Origin of the sequence: Pseudomonas reactans, assembly GCF_013387025.1 — a bacterium.
GTDB lineage: Bacteria > Pseudomonadota > Gammaproteobacteria > Pseudomonadales > Pseudomonadaceae > Aquipseudomonas > Aquipseudomonas reactans.
In genome coordinates this window covers 287,361-303,218 of sequence record NZ_JACAQP010000003.1, presented here as the reverse complement: position 1 = coordinate 303,218, position 15,858 = coordinate 287,361, and the positions used below count along the sequence as shown (strand labels likewise).

Sequence of the window (15,858 nt, the reverse complement as noted above, 5' to 3'; positions counted from 1 at the left end):
CTACTTCAGACCATCCTTAAGTCGGGACTGTCCTCGTATTTCGATCCTGCATCATCAAGAATATGTTTGCATACAGACTCGAGAAGAGTGCGAGCCATTGTAATTGCGCCCTCTGGATCAGTAGTGCGTCGTTCAAGAGATTTCGTCCACGCAGTCCTCACATGCTCCGAGTCAAACCTGTCGATAGCGCCAGACACAACGTGGTCGGCGGGTGAAAATCCGCCTTTCTCTACAAAATCAAGAAGTGGACGAAATTCGTCCCACAGATACGTTCTACGCTCAGCGTATGTACCGTATTTGTTCTTTATAAACTGCCAGAATTGCCCAAGGCTCCTGCAGGTGTTGAGCAGGGGCGGCGCCATTGTGTTGAGGGTTGGATCATCCAAAATTGCGCGGCGAAGCATGACGTAAGACGTATCGTCCTCGTTTCCTCCTGTCGCCTGTGAGACAAGGATGTTCTGAAGTGCTTCTGCCTCTTTCGATAGTGGGTGCATAGGTCTCACTTGAAGTCATAGATTGACGATTCTAAAGGTAGTAATTAATTGCCATTCAATCCACTGTCACGAGTCAACAGTCTCTGTTTCCAATGAATCTCCTTTCGCTTCATCTCTTCAACGCCTGTGTGCTTATCGGCAATCTCTAAGATGCTGAATCTGAAATGTTCAGAAAAGGACTCACCACGCTTCAGGTGAAGGTCACGTATGCGGGTGTTACCACCATGCCCATTCTTTGAGTACGTCACCCACCGATCCCACAAGCCACCTGTGCCCGTGGCAGAGCCTACATATAGCTGGTGTTCACCCTCGGTGCGGTCGGATATCAGGTAAACGCCTGCAACGCTGCTCAAAGCAGTCTGCCACGACACGATCCCTTCCCTGGCGATGATTTTCAATTCTTGGAAGCTAATGTCTACATCCTTGAAGCCGGGGAATCCCCCCACGGTCATTTTCCTTTCTAGAATTTCGGACAGCTTCATCGTGGGCATGCATGTCTTGAGGTGCAGGTAGTTTGCCCTTGGTTTTTTGTACTCCAAGACCAAACGTCCCGCCAGCTCTTCGAACTCTGGCACACGGCGGTATTCGTAAACGTAATCACGATTGACCTTGCCTTGGCGTACCTCCTTCACCTTCAACGAATCGTAGATCCCAGCTAGGAGCCATTTCTTGGACTCTGGGATCTCAACAAGGCCGATGACGTATCGGCACTCGAAATTCTTCCTCGACTGCCACGACTGCCACTCATCAAAGTCACCAGCCAGGTACACGTCCATTGGGTGTTCGATCCCATTGTGCTGTGCCAAATGGATCTTGGTGTTATCGGGTGTCAGGGTAGGCAAGAGGCCGGTAAAGAACTGCATGAGCATGATGGTAGAAATCCTCGGAAGATTCGAGAATCTAGCATTTGATGCATTCCGCTGCGCGGGAAGGATTGCCTTAAGGGATTGCTTGGAGCGGAGGCTTTGGAAAAGCGAAAAGAGGCATTTACAGCCTGATCGTTTTGAGGGGAGGGGCTTTTGTCAGAGGAACCCTTGCAGGCTGCGGCTTTGAGCGATTTTTGAGCAATAAAAAACCCGGCGCGTGGGCCGGGCTCTTTGATTTGGAAGTTCCAAAAACACTTCCAAAAATTACTTCCAAAACTTTAAAACCGTAAGCTGGTAAGTGCTTGATTTTAAAGGAAAATCTTGGTGCCCCGAGGGAGACTCGAACTCCCACTCCTTTCGAAAACGGATTTTGAATCCGCCGCGTCTACCAATTCCGCCATCAGGGCTCAATGGCGGCGAAGTATAGAGATGAGATTACCGTTGGTCAATCACCTTTCATGGTCAATTTTCACTATTTCCGCTAGACTTCCCGGCCCTGCTAGACGAACTCCATCATGCGCGTTGCTGACTTTACTTTTGAACTCCCTGATTCGCTGATCGCTCGCCATCCTTTGGCCGAGCGTCGCGCCAGTCGACTGCTGACCCTGGACGGGGTGAGTGGCGCCCTCGCACACCGTCAATTCACTGATTTGCTTGAGCATTTGCGCCCGGGCGATCTGATGGTGTTCAACAATACCCGGGTGATTCCGGCGCGGCTGTTTGGCCAGAAAGCTTCCGGTGGCAAGCTGGAAATTCTGGTGGAACGGGTGCTGGACAGTCATCGCGTACTGGCTCACGTGCGCTCCAGCAAGTCGCCGAAACCGGGTTCAAGCATCCTCATCGATGGCGGTGGCGAAGCCGAGATGGTTGCGCGTCATGATGCGCTGTTCGAACTCAAGTTTGCCGAAGAGGTATTGCCGCTGTTGGAGCGCGTCGGCCATATGCCGCTGCCGCCCTATATAGATCGCCCCGACGAAGACTCGGACCGCGAGCGCTATCAGACGGTGTACTCCCAGCGCCTTGGTGCCGTTGCCGCGCCGACTGCGGGCCTGCATTTTGACCAGCCCCTGCTGGACGCGATTGCCGCCAAGGGCGTCGAGACTGCCTATGTGACCCTGCACGTGGGGGCCGGTACGTTTCAGCCGGTGCGTGTGGATAACATCGAAGACCACCATATGCACAGCGAGTGGTTGGAGGTCAGCCAGGAGGTGGTGGACGCTGTCGCCGCGTGCAAGGCGCGTGGTGGGCGAGTCGTGGCCGTGGGAACCACCAGCGTACGCTCGTTGGAAAGCGCGGCGCGTGATGGCGTGCTCAAGCCGTTCAGCGGCGATACCGATATCTTTATCTTCCCAGGCCGGCCATTCCATGTGGTCGATTGCCTGGTGACCAACTTCCATTTGCCCGAATCCACGCTTTTGATGCTGGTGTCGGCATTTGCCGGTTACCCGGAAACCATGGCCGCTTATCAAGCCGCCATCGCTAACGAGTACCGTTTTTTCAGCTACGGTGATGCGATGTTTATCACCCGTAACCCGGCGCCACGCGGCCCAGAGGGAACCTTATGAGTCGTATGTCGTTTGAACTGCTTGCCACTGACGGCAAGGCCCGACGCGGTCGCCTGACCTTTCCGCGCGGCACCGTCGAGACCCCGGCTTTCATGCCGGTCGGCACCTACGGCACCGTCAAAGGCATGCTGCCGCGTGACATCGTCGCCACCGGTGCCGAGATCATCCTCGGCAACACTTTCCACTTGTGGCTGCGCCCAGGTACGGAAGTGATCAAGAAGCACGGCGACCTGCATGACTTCATGAAGTGGCAAGGCCCGATCCTGACCGACTCGGGTGGTTTCCAGGTGTTCAGCCTGGGCGCCATGCGCAAGATCAAGGAAGAGGGCGTGACCTTCGCCTCGCCGGTCGACGGTTCCAAAGTGTTCATGGGCCCGGAAGAGTCGATGCAGGTACAGCGTGACCTGGGTTCCGACATCGTGATGATTTTTGACGAGTGCACGCCGTACCCGGCTGACGAAGACGTCGCGCGGATTTCCATGGAGTTGTCCCTGCGTTGGGCCCAGCGCTCGAAGAACGCCCACGGCGACAACACGGCCGCGCTGTTCGGTATCGTCCAGGGCGGCATGCATGAAAGCCTGCGCAAACGCTCGCTGGAAGGTCTGGACAAAATCGGCTTTGACGGCCTGGCCATCGGCGGTTTGTCGGTGGGCGAGCCCAAGCACGAAATGATCAAGGTGCTGGATTACCTGCCGGGCCTGATGCCGGCTGACAAACCTCGTTACCTTATGGGCGTTGGCAAACCGGAAGATCTCGTAGAGGGTGTGCGCCGCGGTGTGGACATGTTCGATTGCGTGATGCCAACCCGTAATGCCCGCAATGGGCATCTGTTCATCGATACAGGCGTGCTGAAGATCCGTAACGCGTTCCATCGCCATGATGATTCGCCGCTGGATCCCACCTGTGATTGCTACACCTGCCAGAACTTCTCCCGTGCTTATCTGCACCATCTGGACAAGTGTGGGGAAATGCTGGGTAGCATGTTGAATACCATCCACAATTTGCGTCACTACCAAGTCCTGATGGCTGGTTTGCGCGAGGCTATTCAACAGGGTACATTGGCCGCCTTCGTCGATGCCTTCTATGCCAAGCGCGGGCTCCCTGTGCCGCCCTTGGACTGAGTTTTCCGACCCTAAGATTCACTATTTGCAACTGGAGTGCTAAATGAGCTTTTTTATCTCTAACGCCATGGCTGATGCCGCTGCGCCTGCTGCTGCCGGCCCTATGGGCGGTGGTTTCGAGTGGATTTTCCTGGTCGGCTTCCTGGTCATCTTCTACCTGATGATCTGGCGTCCACAGGCCAAGCGTGCCAAAGAGCAGAAAAACCTGCTGGGCAGCCTGCAGAAAGGTGACGAAGTTGTGACCACTGGCGGCATCGCCGGCAAGATCACCAAGGTTTCCGATGCTTTCGTGGTTCTGGAAGTTTCCGACACCGTAGAAATGAAGTTCCAGAAGGGCGCCATCGCCGCCACGCTGCCAAAAGGCACGCTCAAAGCGATCTGAGTAACAACCTTTACCAATCGACGGGGCGCGCAAGGCGCCCCGCGTTATAAGCGGGCGGCGTGATGCTGAACAAATACCCTCTGTGGAAATACGTACTGATCCTGGCGGTGCTGGCGATCGGTTTTATTTATTCCGCTCCCAATCTCTATCCTGATGACCCGGCGATCCAGATCACTGGCGCCAGCACTTCGCTGCAGGTCAATCAGGCCGATCTGGAACGCGCGAGCAAAGCGCTCGTTGACGCGGGTATCCAGGTCAAGGCGGCAACGTTGGCGGCTGATGCGAAGGGCGGCTTGCTGCGCCTGACCAAGGCAGAAGACCAATTGCCGGCCAAAGATGTCGTGCGCAAGGCCATGGGTGACGACTATGTTGTCGCGCTCAACCTGGCACAGACCACGCCAACCTGGCTGCGCAAGATTGGCGCGCACCCGATGAAGCTGGGTCTGGACTTGTCCGGTGGCGTGCACTTCCTGCTGGAAGTCGACATGGACAAAGCCCTCGACGCCCGCCTGAAAGTCTACGAAGGCGATGTGAAGAGCCTGCTGCGTAAAGAGCGCCTGCGTTATCGCAGCCTGCCGCAGCTCAACGGTGCCATCCAGCTGGGCTTCTCTGATGAAGCTTCCCGCGAACAGGCCCGTGCACTGATCCGCAAGAACTTCAACGATTTCGACATCGTACCGGCCGACCTCAACGGTCAACCTGTACTGCGTCTGGCGATGACCCCGGCCAAGCTGGCGGAAATCCGTGAATACTCCATCAAGCAGAACTTGACCACGGTACGTAACCGCGTCAACGAACTGGGTGTGGCTGAGCCAATCGTTCAGCGCCAGGGTGCCAACCGTATCGTGGTTGAACTGCCGGGCGTACAGGACACCGCTGAAGCCAAGCGTATCCTGGGTAAAACCGCCAACCTGGAATTCCGTCTGGCGGCTGAGCCGGGTGCTACCCGCGCCACTGCCGAAGAGTTCGAATTCCGCGAAGGCAACCGTCCTCCAGCGCTGATCGAACGTGGCTTGATCATCACCGGTGACCAAGTGACTGACGCCAAGGCCGGTTTTGGCGAGCACGGTACCCCTGAAGTGAACATCCGCCTGGATGGCCATGGCGGCGAACTGATGAGCCGCGCCACGCGCAGCAACGTCGGTCGCAGCATGGCGGTGATCTTCATCGAGCAACGCCCGGTGACCACCTACACCAAGCAGATGGTCAACGGCGTCGAGAAAGACGTGCCGGTTCAGACCTTCAAGGAAGAGAAGAAGATCATCAGCCTGGCGACCATCCAGTCGCCGTTGGGTGCACAATTCCGTATCACCGGCCTGAACGGCCAGGGCGAATCCTCGGAACTGGCGTTGCTGCTGCGTGCCGGTGGTCTGGCGGCTCCGATGTACTTCGCTGAAGAACGTACCATCGGTCCGAGCCTGGGTGCAGACAACATCACCAAGGGTATCGACGCGGCCTTGTGGGGCATGCTGTTCGTGTCCCTGTTCATCATCGCCATCTACCGCTTCTTCGGTGTTATCGCCACCGTGGCCCTGGCGGGCAACATGGTCATGCTGCTGGCCCTGATGTCGCTGCTGGGCGCTACGCTGACCTTGCCAGGTATCGCCGGTATCGTACTCACCATGGGTATGGCGGTAGACGCCAACGTACTGATCTTCTCGCGGATTCGTGAAGAGATCGCCAATGGCATGACCGTACAGCGTGCAATCAACGAAGGCTTCGGCCGGGCATTTACCGCGATTCTCGACTCCAACCTGACCACATTGTTGGTGGGTGGGATTCTCTTCGCCATGGGTACCGGCCCGGTCAAGGGTTTTGCGGTAACCATGTCCCTCGGTATCTTTACCTCGATGTTCACGGCCATCATGGTGACCCGCGCAATGGTCAACCTGATCTATGGCGGACGTGACTTCAAGAAGTTGTGGATTTAAGGGGCTGCCATGTTACGTACAATCAACTTCATGGGCGTTCGCAACGTTGCGTTCGGCGTCACCGTGCTCCTTACCGTTCTGGCGTTGTTCAGCTGGTTCCATAAGGGCCTGAACTACGGTCTGGACTTTACCGGCGGTACGCTCATCGAGCTGACCTACGAGAAACCGGCCGATGTGACTCTGGTGCGCAACGAGCTGGTCAAGGCCGGCTATCACGAAGCCATCGTGCAGAGCTTTGGTGCAACCACCGACCTGCTGGTGCGTATGCCGGGCGAAGATCCGCAACTGGGTCACCAGGTAGCCGAGGCCTTGCAGAAGGTCGGCGGCGACAACCCTGCGTCGGTCAAGCGTGTCGAGTTCGTCGGCCCGCAGGTCGGTGAAGAACTGCGCGACCAGGGTGGCCTCGGCATGCTGATGGCGCTGGTCGGCATCATGATCTACCTGGCATTCCGCTTTCAGTGGAAGTTCGGTGTCGGCGCCATTGTGTCGCTGATCCACGACGTGATCGTCACCGTGGGTATCCTGGCGTACTTCCAAGTGACCTTCGACCTGACCGTACTGGCGGCCGTGCTGGCGATCATTGGTTACTCCCTCAACGACACCATCGTGGTGTTTGACCGGGTTCGTGAGAACTTCCGAGTGCTGCGCAAAGCGTCGCTGATCGAGAACATCAACATCTCCACCACCCAGACCCTGCTGCGGACCATGGCGACGTCGATCTCCACCTTGCTGGCGATCGCTGCGTTGATGATCTTCGGTGGCGACAACCTGTGGGGCTTCTCCCTGGCGCTGTTCATCGGCGTTCTGGCGGGTACCTACTCGTCGATCTACATCGCCAACGTGGTACTGATCTGGCTGAACCTCAGCAGTGAAGATCTGATCCCTCCGGCCAGCACTGGCAAGGAGGTCGACGACCGCCCTTGATGGGCGTTTGTTGATCCGCTGATACAAGAAAGGCGCGAGTATTGAACTCGCGCCTTTTTTTTTGCTCCAAGGCTGGGTATAGCGCGGACGTTTCGGTCCGCTTGTGATGGTCAGGAGGTTCACGTGAACAAGTCGTTGCTGGTTGGTGCGGTATTGGGTGCTGTCGGTGTGACTGCCGGGGGTGCTGTTGCCACCTACAGCCTGGTAAAAAGCGGCCCTGAGTATGCGCAAGTGCTGGCGGTGCAGCCGGTTAAAACCCAGATAAAAACTCCCCGTGAGGTCTGCAAGGACGTCACCGTGACCCGGCAGCGTCCGGTGCAGGATCAACATCAAATCGCCGGTACGGTCGTAGGCGCCCTGGCGGGTGGTTTGCTGGGCAACCAGATCGGTGGTGGTAATGGCAAGAAGCTGGCGACTGTAGCCGGTGCGGTCGGTGGCGGTTACGCCGGTAACAAGGTTCAGGAAGGCATGCAGAACCGCGATACCTACACCACCACGCAAACCCGTTGTAACACCGTCAACGACATCAGCGACAAGGTGGTCGGGTACGACGTGCGTTACAACCTGGATGGCAAGGAAGGTTCTGTGCGCATGGAGCGTGACCCTGGCAGCCAGATTCCAGTCGACAAAGAGGGTCGTCTGATCCTGGGTCAGAACCAGCAGTAACCGGTTCTACAGGCATAAAAAAAGCACCCCTCGGGGGTGCTTTTTTGTGCTCGCTCGCTTAGCGCTTCAGCGATGCAGGCAGGTGCGGCTGGATGGCCGTCAGTACTGCCTTGAAGCATTTGGTGTTGCCGGCAACGACGTGGCCTTTTTCAAGGAAGTCGTGACCGCCGGTGAAGTCGCTCACCAATCCGCCTGCTTCCTGGATCAGCAGGGCGCCTGCAGCCATGTCCCACTCGGACAGGCCCGACTCCCAGAACGCATCGAAACGACCAGCAGCCACATAAGCCAGGTCCAGGCTCGCGGCACCGGCACGACGGATGCCGGCAGTCTGGCCAACGAGGGCGCGGAACATGCCCAGGTAGTTTTCCAGGTTGTCCATCTGGTCATCACGGAACGGGAAGCCGGTACCCAGCAGGGCGCCGTCCAGGCTGGTACGACCGCTGACACGCAGGCGACGACCATTCAGCTGGGCGCCACGGCCACGGCTGGCGGTGAATTCTTCTTGGCGGACTGGGTCCAGGACGACGGCGTGTTCCAGGCGACCACGGTATTTGCACGCGATGCTCACGGCAAAGTGCGGGATGCCGCGCAGGAAGTTGGTGGTGCCATCCAGTGGGTCGATGATCCACAGGTAGTCTTCGCCTTCACCGCTGCCTTTGTGCAAGCCGGTTTCTTCGCCGAGGATGCCGTGGGTAGGGTAGGCCTTGCGCAGGGCATCGATGATTTTCTGTTCGGCGGCGCGATCCACCTCGGATACATAATCCTTGGCGTCTTTTTCGTCGACCTTGATGGTATCCAGGCGCTCGATGGAGCGGAAGATCAATTCACTGGCGCTGCGGGCGGCGCGCAGCGCGATATTCAGCATGGGCTGCATGGATGTGTCACCTAAGGTTGTTAAAGAAAGCCGAGCATTCTAGCAGAAACTTTCTTCAGGTGAAGGACGACGTTAGCTTTCATGGCATAACCTTAGGCTGTTCTGTAAGATTTGCTCCCCTTTCCCGTGTCCGAGAGCGCCTCCCTTGCTGCAAAACATTCGTGTCGTCTTGGTCAATACCAGTCATCCCGGCAATATCGGTGGGGTGGCGCGAGCCATGAAAAACATGGGGTTGACGCGCCTGGTGCTGGTCGACCCGCGCGTGTTCCCGCATCACGAGGCTGATGCCCGTGCATCTGGCGCCAATGACCTTCTTGAAAAAGCCCAGGTCGTCGCCACCTTGGAGGATGCCTTGGTCGGCTGCAACCTGGTGCTTGGCACCAGCGCTCGCGACCGTCGCATCCCTTGGCCGCTGCTGGATCCGCGTGAATGCGGTACCAAAGTGGTCGAGGAGGCCGCTGGTGGCGCTGAAATCGCCTTGGTCTTTGGTCGTGAAGATTCCGGCCTGACTAATGAAGAGCTGCAGCGATGTCATTACCACGTGCACATCCCATCGGACCCTGAGTTCAGCTCGCTGAACCTCGGGGCGGCGGTGCAGGTGTTGACCTACGAAGTGCGCATGGCTTGGCTGGCCGCTGCGGGTCAGCCGAGCAAGGTAGAGAAGGAAGAGGTCGCTTCGACCAAGAGTGGCGAGTTGGCCACCATGGACGAGCTGGAGCGATTCTATGAACACCTGGAGCAAACCCTGGTGGCCATCGAATTCCTCGATCCGGAAAAACCACGGCACTTGATGGCGCGCCTGCGTCGCCTTTACGGACGCAGCTCGGTCAGCCGGGCAGAAATGAATATATTGCGTGGCATCCTCACGGAAACCCAGAAAGCGGCCCGTGGCGAGCTTCTTAAGCGGAAGGATTAAAAATGTTCGAGCGTTTGCGAGAAGATATCCAGAGTGTTTTCCACCGTGACCCGGCGGCGCGCAACGCCTTTGAAGTGCTGACCTGCTACCCGGGCATGCACGCCATCTGGATTCACCGCCTGTCTGGTGCCCTGTGGGGCATGGGCTGGAAATGGCTGGCGCGGTTGGTGTCGAACTTCGGGCGCTGGCTGACCGGGATCGAGATTCATCCGGGCGCCAAGGTCGGGCGCCGCTTCTTCATCGATCACGGCATGGGTATCGTGATTGGCGAGACTGCCGAGATCGGCGATGACGTGACCCTTTACCAGGGCGTGACGCTTGGCGGCACCAGCTGGAACAAGGGCAAGCGCCACCCAACCTTGGGTGATGGTGTGGTGGTAGGGGCGGGCGCGAAGGTGCTTGGCCCGTTCACTGTCGGCGCGGGCGCAAAGGTCGGCTCCAATGCGGTGGTGACCAAGGCTGTGCCGCCAGGTGCAACCGTTGTAGGCATTCCTGGGCGAATCATCGTCAAGCCGGACGTCGGCGACGAGCAGGAAGCCAAGCGCAAGGCCATGGCCGAGAAGATTGGCTTCGATGCCTATGGCGTGAGCGAAGACATGCCCGACCCAGTGGCGCGAGCCATTGGCCAGTTGTTGGATCACCTGCAGGCAGTCGATGGCAAGCTGGACGGCATGTGCGGCGCGTTGAAGGACTTGGGCAGTCCCTACTGTGCGAAAGATCTGCCTGAACTGCGCGAAGAAGACTTCGCCGAGATCAAGGACGAGGCCGCCACTACCAAGGCTGGCTGAATACGGTCTTCTGTGGGAGCTGGCTTGCCTGCGATAGCGGTGGGTCAGCAACCCATAGGCTGCCTGGCAGAATGCTATCGCAGGCAAGCCAGCTCCCACATTTGATCTCCATTGGTCTTGAGATCGAGCCTTGGCCCTGTTCCTGCTGTTCGTCTCCACCCCATCCTGCTATGATTCGCGCGCCCTTTTTACGGGTAATCCTGACTAAAGTACTAGGTCTTATAGTTGACTTAAATACTCGGGAATCGCATACTTGCCTCCATTCTGAAACACCTTGGTACTTGTCCATGAGACTGACTACAAAAGGCCGATACGCGGTGACTGCCATGCTCGACCTGGCTTTGCACGCGCAAACTGGGCCGGTGTCCCTGGCCGATATCTCCGAGCGCCAAGGCATTTCCCTGTCCTATCTCGAGCAACTGTTCGCCAAGCTGCGCCGTAGCAACCTGGTTTCCAGTGTGCGCGGGCCGGGTGGTGGCTATCAGTTGTCCCGCGACATGCAGGGGATCCAGGTGGCTCAGGTGATCGACGCGGTCAACGAATCCGTCGACGCCACCAAATGCCAGGGTCTGGGTGACTGCCACGCCGGCGACACCTGCCTGACACACCACTTGTGGTGTGACTTGAGCCTGCAGATCCATGAGTTTTTGAGTGGTATCAGCTTGGCTGATCTTGTGACTCGCCGTGAGGTGCAAGAAGTAGCCCAGCGTCAGGACCAGCGCCGTTGCAACACCAAGGCGCCGCGTCTGGACAAGATCGAAGCGTCCGCCGTCGAGTGACAGCCGAAGAGCTAACGGCACGCCAGCCAGCCTGATTTAGGAGAAAGTCCATGAAATTGCCGATTTACCTTGATTACTCAGCGACCACCCCGGTTGATCCGCGTGTCGCGCAAAAGATGAGCGAATGCCTGCTGGTTGACGGAAACTTCGGCAACCCGGCCTCCCGTTCCCACGTATTCGGCTGGAAAGCCGAGGAAGCGGTCGAGAACGCTCGTCGCCAAGTCGCTGACCTGGTCAACGCCGATCCTCGGGAAATCGTCTGGACCTCCGGTGCCACCGAGTCCGACAACCTGGCAATCAAGGGCGCGGCGCATTTCTATGCGACCAAGGGCAAACACCTGATCACCACCAAGATTGAGCACAAGGCTGTCCTCGACACCATGCGCCAACTGGAGCGTGAAGGTTTCGAGGTCACTTACCTCGAGCCAACCACTGACGGTATCGTCACCCCGGCCATGATCGAAGCGGCCCTGCGTGAAGACACCATCCTGGTTTCCGTGATCCACGTGAACAACGAAATCGGCACCATCAACGACATCGCCGCCATCGGCGAGCTGACTCGTTCGAAGGGTATCCTGCTGCACGTCGACGCTGCTCAGTCCACCGGCAAGGTCGACATCGACCTGTCGAAACTGAAAGTCGACCTGATGTCGTTCTCTGCCCACAAGACCTACGGCCCTAAAGGCATCGGCGCCCTGTACGTGAGCCGCAAGCCTCGCGTGCGTATCGAAGCCACCATGCACGGCGGCGGTCACGAGCGCGGCATGCGTTCGGGCACCCTGGCGACCCACCAGATCGTCGGCATGGGCGAAGCCTTCCGCGTAGCCAAGGAAGACATGGCTGCCGAAAACATCCGCATCAAAGCCCTGAGCGACCGCTTCTACAAGCAGGTCGAAGGCCTTGAAGAGCTGTACATCAACGGCAGCATGACTGCCCGTGTACCGCACAACCTGAATTTGAGCTTCAACTACGTCGAAGGCGAGTCGTTGATCATGGCGCTCAAGGACCTGGCGGTTTCGTCCGGTTCGGCCTGCACCTCGGCGTCCCTTGAGCCTTCGTACGTACTGCGCGCTCTGGGCCGCAACGACGAACTGGCACACAGCTCGATCCGCTTTACGTTCGGCCGCTTCACCACCGAAGAACAAGTCGATTACGCCGCGCAGAAAGTCTGCGAAGCCGTCAACAAGCTGCGCGTTCTGTCGCCGCTGTGGGACATGTACAAAGACGGCGTCGATATTTCCAAGATCGAGTGGGCGGCACACTAACTATAGAAGCCGCCACCCCAGCTCTGTAGGAACGTGGCGGAAAACGCAGGCGTTTCTACAGGGTTCCAGAGCGGCCCTGATGAGTGAGGATTCAGTACCATGGCTTACAGCGAAAAGGTCATCGACCACTACGAAAACCCGCGCAACGTCGGCAAGATGGACGCGGAAGACCCAGATGTCGGCACCGGCATGGTCGGCGCTCCGGCGTGCGGCGATGTCATGCGCCTGCAGATCAAGGTCAACGACAATGGCGTTATCGAAGACGCCAAGTTCAAGACCTACGGCTGCGGTTCGGCCATCGCCTCCAGCTCCCTGGCGACCGAATGGATGAAAGGCAAGACCCTGGATGAGGCTGTCACCATCAGCAATACCCAGCTGGCCGAAGAACTGGCCCTGCCGCCAGTGAAAATCCACTGCTCGGTACTCGCAGAAGACGCCATCAAGGCGGCCGTTCGCGACTACAAGCAGAAGAAAGGCTTGATCTAAGCATTTGGCGACGAGTAAGGAGTCAACGATGGCTATCAGCATGACAGAAGCGGCTGCACAGCACATTCGCCGCTCCCTGAATGGGCGCGGTAAAGGTGAGGGGATTCGCCTGGGTGTTCGCACCACAGGCTGTTCCGGCCTTGCCTACGTGCTGGAGTTTGTCGACGAGGTGGTTGCGGAAGACCAGGTGTTCGAAAGTCACGGCGAGAAAGTGATCATCGACCCTAAAAGCCTGACCTACCTGGACGGCACCGAACTCGATTTCGTCAAGGAAGGGTTGAACGAAGGCTTCAAGTTCAACAACCCCAACGTGCGCGGTGAATGTGGCTGCGGCGAAAGCTTCAACATCTGAGGCTATTCGTGGGTACTCCTTGTCATTTCGCTTTATTCGAGCTGCAGCCGAGTTTTCGCCTGGACCTTGAGCAGCTTGCCACGCGCTACCGAGAATTGGCGCGTGGGGTGCATCCGGACCGTTTTGCTGATGCTTCCGAGCGTGAGCAACGCCTGGCGCTGGAGCGGTCGGCCAGCCTCAACGAAGCCTATCAGACCCTGAAAAATCCGCCCAAGCGCGCACGCTACCTGCTTGCGATGAACGGTGGCGAGTTGCCGCTTGAAGTTACGGTGCACGACCCGGACTTTCTGATGCAGCAGATGCAGTGGCGCGAGGAGCTCGAAGAGTTGCAGGACGAAGCCGATCTGGCTGGCGTCGCAGTCTTCAAGCGTCGTCTGAAAACGGCCCAGGATGAGCTCAACGAAAGCTTCGCAGCCTGTTGGGATGATGCAGCGCAACGCGAACAGGCCGAACGCCTGATGCGGCGCATGCAGTTCCTCGACAAGCTCACCTACGAAGTGCGCCAGCTAGAAGAGCGCCTCGACGATTAACCCAGTGTGCTGCCCGTGATGCACGCCTGATAGACAGATAAGACCTGATTACCATGGCCCTACTGCAAATCGCCGAACCCGGCCAAAGCCCTCAACCGCACCAGCGTCGCCTGGCGGTCGGGATTGACCTGGGCACCACCAATTCCCTGGTTGCTGCCTTGCGCAGCGGCCTGTCCGAGCCGTTGCCCGACGCTGATGGCCAGGTGATTCTGCCGTCTGCCGTTCGCTACCACGCCGATCGCACCGAAGTCGGTGAGTCGGCCAAGCTGGCGGCGTCTACCGATCCTTTGAATACCGTGCTATCGGTCAAGCGCTTGATGGGTCGTGGTCTGTCCGACGTCAAGCAATTGGGTGACCAACTGCCGTATCGCTTTGTCGGCGGTGAATCCCACATGCCGTTCATCGACACCATTCAGGGCCCGAAAAGCCCGGTAGAAGTGTCCGCCGATATCCTCAAGGTCCTGCGCCAGCGCGCGGAAAAAACCCTGGGCGGTGAACTGGTCGGTGCAGTGATCACCGTTCCGGCTTATTTCGATGACGCGCAGCGCCAAGCCACCAAGGACGCGGCAAAACTTGCCGGCCTGAACGTGCTGCGCTTGCTCAACGAACCGACTGCAGCGGCCGTGGCTTATGGCCTTGACCAGCACGCAGAGGGTCTGGTCGCTATTTACGACCTGGGCGGCGGCACCTTTGATATTTCGATCCTGCGCCTGACCGGCGGCGTCTTCGAAGTGCTGGCCACCGGTGGCGACAGTGCCTTGGGCGGCGATGACTTCGACCACGCCATCGCGGGCTGGATTATCAGCAGCGCTGGCTTGTCCGCCGATCTGGATCCGGGCGCGCAGCGCAATCTGCTGCAAACCGCCTGCGCCGCCAAAGAAGCGCTGACGGATGCTGCAACTGTGGAAGTTTCTTACGGTACCTGGTCAGCCGAGCTGACCCGTGAAGCCTTTGATGCGTTGATCGAACCGATGGTCGCCCGCAGCCTCAAAGCCTGCCGCCGTGCCGTGCGTGATTCCGGTATCGAGCTGGAAGACGTCGGCGCCGTGGTCATGGTCGGCGGTTCCACTCGTGTGCCGCGGGTTCGTGAAGCCGTCGCCGAAGCCTTCGGTCGCCAGCCGCTGACTGAAATCGACCCGGATCAAGTGGTCGCCATCGGCGCTGCGATCCAGGCCGATACCCTGGCCGGCAACAAGCGCGATGGCGGCGAATTGCTGCTGCTCGACGTGATCCCGCTGTCCCTGGGGCTGGAAACCATGGGCGGCTTGATGGAGAAGGTGATTCCGCGCAACACCACCATTCCCGTCGCCCGCGCCCAGGACTTCACCACGTACAAAGATGGCCAGACGGCCATGATGATCCACGTGCTGCAAGGCGAGCGCGAGCTGATCAGCGACTGCCGCTCCCTGGCGCGTTTTGAACTGCGCGGCATCCCGGCGATGGTCGCGGGTGCGGCGAAGATCCGCGTGACCTTCCAGGTTGACGCCGATGGCCTGTTGAATGTGGCCGCGCGCGAGCTGGGCTCAGGCGTTGAGGCGAGCATCCAGGTCAAGCCGTCCTACGGCCTGACCGACGGTGAAATCGCCAAGATGCTCAAGGACTCGTTCCAATATGCCGGTGACGACAAGGTCGCCCGTGTATTGCGTGAGCAGCAAGTCGACGCCCAGCGCCTGCTCGAAGCGGTGCAGGGCGCGCTGGATGCTGACGGCGAGCGCCTGTTGGATGCCGAAGAGCGCATGGTCATTGACCTGCAAATGCAGGAACTGGCCGAACTGATGAAAGGCGATGATGGTTATGCCATCGAGCAACAGACCAAGCGCCTGTCCCAAGTGACCGATGCCTTTGCCGCCCGTCGTATGGACCAGACGGTCAAAGCCGCCTTGGCGGGACGCAACCTGAATGAAATCGAGGAATAATTA

Annotated in this window: 17 protein-coding genes and 1 tRNA gene; 14 read left to right on the top strand and 4 right to left on the bottom strand. The window is 58.5% G+C overall.

Annotated elements, in window-relative coordinates; all coding sequences use genetic code 11:
- Nucleotides 1-5 precede the first annotated feature (5 nt).
- The 3 genes from HX793_RS03430 to HX793_RS03420 form a co-directional block, all read right to left on the bottom strand.
- Nucleotides 6-494, bottom strand: a complete 489-nt coding sequence (locus HX793_RS03430; protein ID WP_178905454.1) for an abortive infection family protein — start codon at nucleotides 492-494, stop codon at nucleotides 6-8.
- A 44-nt stretch (nucleotides 495-538) separates the two neighbouring features.
- On the bottom strand, nucleotides 539-1,363 hold the full coding sequence (locus HX793_RS03425) for a GIY-YIG nuclease family protein (protein WP_177030958.1): 825 nt from the start codon (nucleotides 1,361-1,363) through the stop codon (nucleotides 539-541).
- Nucleotides 1,364-1,682: 319 nt separating this feature from the next.
- Nucleotides 1,683-1,767 (bottom strand) — tRNA-Leu (locus HX793_RS03420).
- Between the two features lie 108 nt (nucleotides 1,768-1,875).
- On the opposite strand from HX793_RS03420, the gene queA reads away from it, so the two are divergent.
- The 6 genes from queA (at nucleotide 1,876) to HX793_RS03390 (ending at nucleotide 7,949) form a co-directional block, all read left to right on the top strand.
- Nucleotides 1,876-2,925: a tRNA preQ1(34) S-adenosylmethionine ribosyltransferase-isomerase QueA gene (gene queA, locus HX793_RS03415; protein WP_034115902.1), complete on the top strand. Its 1,050-nt coding sequence runs from the start codon at nucleotides 1,876-1,878 to the stop codon at nucleotides 2,923-2,925.
- Between the two features lie 5 nt (nucleotides 2,926-2,930).
- On the top strand, nucleotides 2,931-4,046 hold the full coding sequence (gene tgt, locus HX793_RS03410) for a tRNA guanosine(34) transglycosylase Tgt (protein WP_003175976.1): 1,116 nt from the start codon (nucleotides 2,931-2,933) through the stop codon (nucleotides 4,044-4,046).
- 43 nt (nucleotides 4,047-4,089) lie between these two features.
- A complete protein-coding gene (gene yajC / locus HX793_RS03405) occupies nucleotides 4,090-4,428 on the top strand; it encodes a preprotein translocase subunit YajC (RefSeq protein ID WP_003175975.1) in 339 nt (112 codons plus the stop codon).
- A gap of 62 nt (nucleotides 4,429-4,490) precedes the next feature.
- Nucleotides 4,491-6,359, top strand: a complete 1,869-nt coding sequence (secD, locus tag HX793_RS03400; protein ID WP_177053435.1) for a protein translocase subunit SecD — start codon at nucleotides 4,491-4,493, stop codon at nucleotides 6,357-6,359.
- 9 nt (nucleotides 6,360-6,368) lie between these two features.
- Nucleotides 6,369-7,283: a protein translocase subunit SecF gene (gene secF / locus HX793_RS03395; RefSeq protein ID WP_177053434.1), complete on the top strand. Its 915-nt coding sequence runs from the start codon at nucleotides 6,369-6,371 to the stop codon at nucleotides 7,281-7,283.
- 123 nt (nucleotides 7,284-7,406) lie between these two features.
- The gene (locus tag HX793_RS03390; protein WP_010207894.1) at nucleotides 7,407-7,949 is read left to right on the top strand and encodes a glycine zipper 2TM domain-containing protein; all 543 of its coding nucleotides are present in this window, start codon (nucleotides 7,407-7,409) and stop codon (nucleotides 7,947-7,949) included.
- A 58-nt stretch (nucleotides 7,950-8,007) separates the two neighbouring features.
- On the opposite strand, the gene suhB is transcribed toward HX793_RS03390, so the two are convergent.
- The gene (gene suhB / locus HX793_RS03385) at nucleotides 8,008-8,823 is read right to left on the bottom strand and encodes a type III secretion system regulator SuhB (RefSeq protein WP_003175971.1); all 816 of its coding nucleotides are present in this window, start codon (nucleotides 8,821-8,823) and stop codon (nucleotides 8,008-8,010) included.
- A gap of 145 nt (nucleotides 8,824-8,968) precedes the next feature.
- Between suhB and trmJ the strand changes: the two genes are divergently transcribed.
- The 8 genes from trmJ to hscA all read left to right on the top strand — a co-directional run bounded on the left by trmJ (nucleotide 8,969) and on the right by hscA (nucleotide 15,855).
- Nucleotides 8,969-9,739 carry a tRNA (cytosine(32)/uridine(32)-2'-O)-methyltransferase TrmJ gene (trmJ, locus tag HX793_RS03380; RefSeq protein ID WP_016977661.1) on the top strand — a complete coding sequence of 257 codons (771 nt, stop codon included), beginning with the start codon at nucleotides 8,969-8,971 and terminating at the stop codon, nucleotides 9,737-9,739.
- Between the two features lie 2 nt (nucleotides 9,740-9,741).
- A complete protein-coding gene (cysE, locus tag HX793_RS03375; protein ID WP_016977662.1) occupies nucleotides 9,742-10,527 on the top strand; it encodes a serine O-acetyltransferase in 786 nt (261 codons plus the stop codon).
- Nucleotides 10,528-10,814: 287 nt separating this feature from the next.
- Nucleotides 10,815-11,306 carry a Fe-S cluster assembly transcriptional regulator IscR gene (gene iscR, locus HX793_RS03370; protein ID WP_003194020.1) on the top strand — a complete coding sequence of 164 codons (492 nt, stop codon included), beginning with the start codon at nucleotides 10,815-10,817 and terminating at the stop codon, nucleotides 11,304-11,306.
- Nucleotides 11,307-11,356: 50 nt separating this feature from the next.
- Nucleotides 11,357-12,571 (top strand): IscS subfamily cysteine desulfurase, encoded by a 1,215-nt coding sequence (locus tag HX793_RS03365; protein ID WP_016977663.1) that lies wholly within the window; start codon nucleotides 11,357-11,359, stop codon nucleotides 12,569-12,571.
- A 99-nt stretch (nucleotides 12,572-12,670) separates the two neighbouring features.
- Nucleotides 12,671-13,057, top strand: a complete 387-nt coding sequence (gene iscU / locus HX793_RS03360; protein ID WP_010207899.1) for a Fe-S cluster assembly scaffold IscU — start codon at nucleotides 12,671-12,673, stop codon at nucleotides 13,055-13,057.
- Between the two features lie 28 nt (nucleotides 13,058-13,085).
- On the top strand, nucleotides 13,086-13,409 hold the full coding sequence (iscA, locus tag HX793_RS03355; protein WP_003175963.1) for an iron-sulfur cluster assembly protein IscA: 324 nt from the start codon (nucleotides 13,086-13,088) through the stop codon (nucleotides 13,407-13,409).
- Nucleotides 13,410-13,417: 8 nt separating this feature from the next.
- A complete protein-coding gene (hscB, locus tag HX793_RS03350; RefSeq protein WP_095013455.1) occupies nucleotides 13,418-13,939 on the top strand; it encodes a co-chaperone HscB in 522 nt (173 codons plus the stop codon).
- Between the two features lie 53 nt (nucleotides 13,940-13,992).
- Nucleotides 13,993-15,855 carry a Fe-S protein assembly chaperone HscA gene (hscA, locus tag HX793_RS03345; protein ID WP_016977665.1) on the top strand — a complete coding sequence of 621 codons (1,863 nt, stop codon included), beginning with the start codon at nucleotides 13,993-13,995 and terminating at the stop codon, nucleotides 15,853-15,855.
- Nucleotides 15,856-15,858 lie beyond the last annotated feature (3 nt).

Bases quoted from the DNA above. Each gene is read 5' to 3' on its own strand.
- hscA (WP_016977665.1), top strand. From the start codon at position 13,993: ATGGCCCTACTGCAAATCGCCGAACCCGGCCAAAGCCCTCAACCGCAC.
- tgt (WP_003175976.1), top strand. From the start codon at position 2,931: ATGTCGTTTGAACTGCTTGCCACTGACGGCAAGGCCCGACGCGGTCGC.
- yajC (WP_003175975.1), top strand. From the start codon at position 4,090: ATGAGCTTTTTTATCTCTAACGCCATGGCTGATGCCGCTGCGCCTGCT.
- iscU (WP_010207899.1), top strand. From the start codon at position 12,671: ATGGCTTACAGCGAAAAGGTCATCGACCACTACGAAAACCCGCGCAAC.
- iscR (WP_003194020.1), top strand. From the start codon at position 10,815: ATGAGACTGACTACAAAAGGCCGATACGCGGTGACTGCCATGCTCGAC.
- suhB (WP_003175971.1), bottom strand. From the start codon at position 8,823: ATGCAGCCCATGCTGAATATCGCGCTGCGCGCCGCCCGCAGCGCCAGT.
- secF (WP_177053434.1), top strand. From the start codon at position 6,369: ATGTTACGTACAATCAACTTCATGGGCGTTCGCAACGTTGCGTTCGGC.
- HX793_RS03430 (WP_178905454.1), bottom strand. From the start codon at position 494: ATGCACCCACTATCGAAAGAGGCAGAAGCACTTCAGAACATCCTTGTC.
- cysE (WP_016977662.1), top strand. From the start codon at position 9,742: ATGTTCGAGCGTTTGCGAGAAGATATCCAGAGTGTTTTCCACCGTGAC.
- queA (WP_034115902.1), top strand. From the start codon at position 1,876: ATGCGCGTTGCTGACTTTACTTTTGAACTCCCTGATTCGCTGATCGCT.
- secD (WP_177053435.1), top strand. From the start codon at position 4,491: ATGCTGAACAAATACCCTCTGTGGAAATACGTACTGATCCTGGCGGTG.
- iscA (WP_003175963.1), top strand. From the start codon at position 13,086: ATGGCTATCAGCATGACAGAAGCGGCTGCACAGCACATTCGCCGCTCC.
- HX793_RS03365 (WP_016977663.1), top strand. From the start codon at position 11,357: ATGAAATTGCCGATTTACCTTGATTACTCAGCGACCACCCCGGTTGAT.
- HX793_RS03425 (WP_177030958.1), bottom strand. From the start codon at position 1,363: ATGCTCATGCAGTTCTTTACCGGCCTCTTGCCTACCCTGACACCCGAT.